Source organism: Pseudomonas sp. GCM10022186 (genome assembly GCF_042656385.1).
GTDB lineage: Bacteria > Pseudomonadota > Gammaproteobacteria > Pseudomonadales > Pseudomonadaceae > Metapseudomonas.
Genome location: NZ_JBHSOU010000072.1, coordinates 9,976 through 14,141, shown reverse-complemented (window position 1 = coordinate 14,141; position 4,166 = coordinate 9,976). Strand labels below are relative to the sequence as shown.

General features: G+C 66.5%; 6 protein-coding genes. All 6 read left to right on the top strand.

Going from position 1 to position 4,166, the window contains the following annotated elements; translation table 11 throughout:
• A partial coding sequence (locus ACFPU0_RS27505) for a TauD/TfdA family dioxygenase (protein WP_377696464.1) occupies positions 1–132 on the top strand: 132 nt, incomplete at its 5' end.
• Between the two features lie 70 nt (positions 133–202).
• Positions 203–1,255 carry a 3-keto-5-aminohexanoate cleavage protein gene (locus tag ACFPU0_RS27500; protein WP_377696462.1) on the top strand — a complete coding sequence of 351 codons (1,053 nt, stop codon included), beginning with the start codon at positions 203–205 and terminating at the stop codon, positions 1,253–1,255.
• Positions 1,256–1,367: 112 nt separating this feature from the next.
• The gene (locus ACFPU0_RS27495) at positions 1,368–2,681 is read left to right on the top strand and encodes an MFS transporter (RefSeq protein WP_377696461.1); all 1,314 of its coding nucleotides are present in this window, start codon (positions 1,368–1,370) and stop codon (positions 2,679–2,681) included.
• Complete coding sequence (locus ACFPU0_RS27490; protein ID WP_377696460.1) at positions 2,678–3,346, top strand: DsbA family oxidoreductase; 669 nt, start codon at positions 2,678–2,680, stop codon at positions 3,344–3,346. The genes ACFPU0_RS27495 and ACFPU0_RS27490 overlap by 4 nt, the downstream gene beginning before the upstream one ends.
• The gene (locus tag ACFPU0_RS27485; RefSeq protein WP_377696459.1) at positions 3,343–3,693 is read left to right on the top strand and encodes a Rieske (2Fe-2S) protein; all 351 of its coding nucleotides are present in this window, start codon (positions 3,343–3,345) and stop codon (positions 3,691–3,693) included. Before ACFPU0_RS27490 ends, ACFPU0_RS27485 begins: the two co-directional genes overlap by 4 nt.
• Positions 3,675–4,166, top strand: a 492-nt coding sequence (locus ACFPU0_RS27480) for a putative sulfate exporter family transporter (protein WP_377696458.1), incomplete at its 3' end; no start/stop codon positions are given. The genes ACFPU0_RS27485 and ACFPU0_RS27480, both read left to right, overlap by 19 nt.

Below are 4,166 nucleotides of genomic sequence, written 5' to 3'. Positions count from 1 at the left end.
CGCTGGCGCTGGAAGCCCAACAGCGTAGCGATCTGGGACAACCGCTCCACCCAGCACTACGCCGTGATGGATTACCCGCCCTGCGTCCGCAAGATGGAACGCGCCGGGATCATCGGCGACACGCCTTTCTGACCACCGATCCGTCCTGCCGGACAAAGGCCGGCAGTGGCCCCCTGAACAAGAACAGAACGAGGGTATTTACATGCAATTCCTAGACGATTCCCTGCACCCGGAAAACATGGAAAAGGTGGTCATCACAGTGGCGCCCTACGGCCCCGAGTGGATGCCGGCCGATTTCCCGGAAGACATTCCGGTGACCATGGAGGAGCAGGTGCAGAAGGCCGTGGACTGCTACGAAGCCGGCGCCACCGTGCTCCACCTGCATGTGCGCGAACTCGACGGCACCGGCTCCAAGCGCCTGTCCAAGTTCAACGAGCTGATCGCCGGCGTGCGTGAGGCCGTACCGGACATGATCATCCAGGTCGGCGGTTCGATCTCCTTCGCGCCGGAAAGCGAGGGCGAGGCGGCCAAGTGGCTGTCCGACGACACCCGCCACATGCTGGCCGAGCTGACGCCCAAGCCCGACCAGGTCACCGTGGCCATCAACACCACCCAGATGAACATCATGGAGCTGCTCTATCCGGAGTACCTGAAGGGCACCTCCCTGGAAAACCCGGTCTACCAGGCCGCCTACAGCGAGATGACCGTCCCGGCCGGCCCGGCCTGGGTCGAGGAGCACCTCAAGCGCCTGATGGCCAACGGCATCCAGCCGCACTTCCAGCTCACCGGCATCCATGCCCTGGAAACCCTCGAGCGCCTGGTGCGCAAGGGCGTCTACAAGGGCCCGCTGAACCTGACCTGGATCGGCATCGGCGGCGGTTTCGACGGCCCCAATCCGTTCAACTTCTTCAACTTCATCCACCGCGCCCCGAACGGCGGCACCCTCACCGCCGAGTCGCTGCTGAAGAACGTGCTGCCCTTCAACACCATGGCGCTGGCCATGGGCCTGCACCCGCGCGTCGGCATCGAGGACACCATCATCGACCAGCACGGCAAGCGCTTCACCTCGGTGCAGCAGATCCAGCAGACCGTGCGCATCGCCCATGAGCTGGGTCGCGAAATCGCCACCGGCAAGGAAGCACGCGAGATCTACAAGATCGGTGTCGAGTACAAGGACGTGGAAGAGACCCTGCGCATGAACGGCATGGCGCCGAACCGCCAACCCGGTCAGAAGCACGTCCCGCTGCGTACCTGACCTGCGTAGCGAGGGGCCGGCCCAAAAGGCCGGCTCTGGCAGGACGGCGACCAGCCGTTCTGCCAGATACGCGTGACAAAAACAAAAAGACGCACAGATTCAAGGTAATGCAATGGCCTACCATCACGCCGCGACCGCCAGCACCGCCGATTTCGACGACTCGGCCGTCAACATCCCCCGCACCTACGCCTGGGTGGTGTTCGCCCTGACTTTCGGCCTGCTGATATCCGACTACATGTCGCGGCAGGTTCTCAACGCGGTCTTTCCGTTGCTCAAATCCGAGTGGACGCTGACCGATTCCCAGCTTGGCCTGCTCAGTGGCATCGTTGCGCTGATGGTGGGCCTGCTGACCTTCCCCCTATCCCTGCTGGCCGACCGCTGGGGCCGGATCAAGAGCCTGGTGCTGATGGCCATGCTCTGGAGCCTGGCGACCCTGGGCTGCGGCCTGGCGGAAAACTACCAGCACATGTTCATCGCCCGCTTCCTGGTGGGCGTGGGCGAGGCGGCCTACGGCAGCGTCGGCATCGCCGTGGTGCTCTCGGTATTCCCCCGGCAGATGCGCGCCACCATTACCGGCGCCTTCATGGCCGGCGGCATGTTCGGCTCGGTGCTGGGCATGGCGCTGGGCGGGGTTCTCGCCGAGCACCTGGGCTGGCGCTGGTCCTTCGCGGGCATGGCACTCTTCGGCCTGGTGCTGGCCACCGTCTATCCGCTGGTGGTCAAGCAGTCGCGCATCGCCAAGCCGATGGTCGCGCCCTCTGCCAATGACGAGTTTCCCTGCCGACGCCCGCTCAAGACCCTGTTCTCCAGCCGCTCGGTGATCTGCGCCTATGTCGGCAGCGGCCTGCAGCTGTTCGTCGGCGCGGCGGTGATGGTCTGGTTCCCCAGTTACCTGAACCGCTACTACCAGATGGGCACCGACCAGGCTGGCGTGGTCTCGGCCATCATCGTCCTCACCGGCGGTGCCGGCATGATCCTCTGCGGCGTCCTCAGCGACCGGCTCTGCCGCAATGCGCCGGACCGCAAGATCGCCCTGGCCATCGCTTACTGCCTGATCAGCTGCGTGCTGCTTTCCGTAGCCTTCCAGATGGCGCCCGGGGTGCCGCAGCTGGTGGTGATCGCCCTGGCGATGCTGGTGGCGACCGGAACCTCCGGCCCGGCCGGCGCCATGGTGGCCAACCTGACCCATTACTCGATCCACGGCACGGCCTTCGCCACCCTGACCCTGGCCAACAACCTGCTGGGCCTGGCGCCCGGTCCTTACATCACTGGCGTGCTGGCCGACAACTTCGGCCTGGATCGCGCCTTCCAGCTGATCCCCCTGATCAGCGTCGCCGCGGCGCTGGTGTTCTGCTACGGCAAGCGTCACTACCACCGCGACATCCAGAAGCTGGCGCACTTGATGACCAGCGAGGAGCGTCCATGAAACCCCTGCTGGTCGAAATGACCTTCGACTTCATCTGTCCCTGGTGCCTGATCGGCAAGCGCAACCTGGAAAGGGCCTTGCGCGCCCTGGCCTCCAGCCGGCCGGATGTGCCGGTTCGGCTGCACTGGCGCGGTGTGCAACTGCTGCCGCACCTGCCGGCCGAGGGCGTGCCGTTCAAGGAGTTCTATGCGCAGCGCCTGGGCAGCGAAGCGGCGGTGCAGGCACGCCAGGAGCAGGTGAAGGATGCCGCCTACCACGCGGACGTGGACATCGACCTGCAGCGCATCCAGCGCATGCCCAACACGGCCAACGCCCACCGTCTGCTGGCACTGGCCAGGGAGCAGGGCAGCGAACGCCAGGTCGACGCGCTGCTGGAGCAGCTGTTCGCCAGCTACTTCCAGCGCGGCGAGGATCTGGGCGACCGCGAACTCCTGCTGCGCCTGGCCGGGAAATGCGGCTTCGACCCGCAACGACTGGAGGGCGTGCTGCATGAGGACGGCCGCCCTTACGCCGGCAGCGAGAGCGTGCCGTCCAATACCGCCGTCCCTTCGTTCGTCCTCGACCGGCGCATCTCGCTGGCCGGCGCCCAGCCGCCGTGGCTGATGCTGGCCCAGCTGCACCGTGCCCTGGACCTGCGCCCCGTGGCGGAGGCCTGCCAGGCATGAGCCAACGGGTGGAAGTGCCAGCGGCACAAGTACCGCCGGTTGGCGGCCGCAGCCTGATTCGCCAAGGCGGCAAATCCCTGGTGCTGTTCAACCAGGACGGCGAGCTGTACGCCATCGACGAAGGTTGCCCGCACAACGGCGCCTCGCTGTTCAGCGGCCGCCTGGAAGGACGCCTGCTGCGTTGTCCGGCCCACGGCCTGCGCTTCGACCTGGCCACCGGCTGCGTCCCCGGCGTGAGCGGCTTCGGTGTCGCCACCTATGCGGTGGAGCAGGAGCAGGGCCGTTGTTTCATCGATCTGTCGCGGCCCCGGCCGCAGGAATCCCTCCCATGTACGCAACTGCAATAACCGCGCTGGGATCGCGCAGCCGGGCGCTGCTGCCCGGCGTGATCGTCAGCGCCATGGTCGCCGCGGCGGCCACCTTCCTTTCCGAGCACTACGGTGCCCCGGTGATGCTGTTCGCCCTGTTGCTGGGCCTCTCGGTGAATTTCCTCGCGGCCGACGGCGTGTGCAAGCCCGGCATCGAGTTCACCGCCCGCGAAGTACTGCGGGTCGGCGTGGCGCTGCTGGGCATCCGCATCACCCTGGAACAGATCGCGTCCCTCGGCTGGCAGCCAGTCGCCATGGTGGTGGCACTGGTGGTGGTCACCATCCTCGTGTCAGTCGCGGTGGCGCGTCTTCTTGGTTTCAACAGCCTGTTCGGCCTGCTCACCGGCGGCGCCACGGCCATCTGCGGCGCCTCTGCGGCCCTGGCCCTGGCGGCGGCGTTGCCCAGCCACCCGCAGAAGGAGCGCGCCACGCTGTTCACCGTGATCGGCGTG

Coding starts and splice junctions, on each gene's coding strand:
- ACFPU0_RS27500 (WP_377696462.1), top strand. CDS start 203: ATGCAATTCCTAGACGATTCCCTGCACCCGGAAAACATGGAAAAGGTG.
- ACFPU0_RS27495 (WP_377696461.1), top strand. CDS start 1,368: ATGGCCTACCATCACGCCGCGACCGCCAGCACCGCCGATTTCGACGAC.
- ACFPU0_RS27490 (WP_377696460.1), top strand. CDS start 2,678: ATGAAACCCCTGCTGGTCGAAATGACCTTCGACTTCATCTGTCCCTGG.
- ACFPU0_RS27485 (WP_377696459.1), top strand. CDS start 3,343: ATGAGCCAACGGGTGGAAGTGCCAGCGGCACAAGTACCGCCGGTTGGC.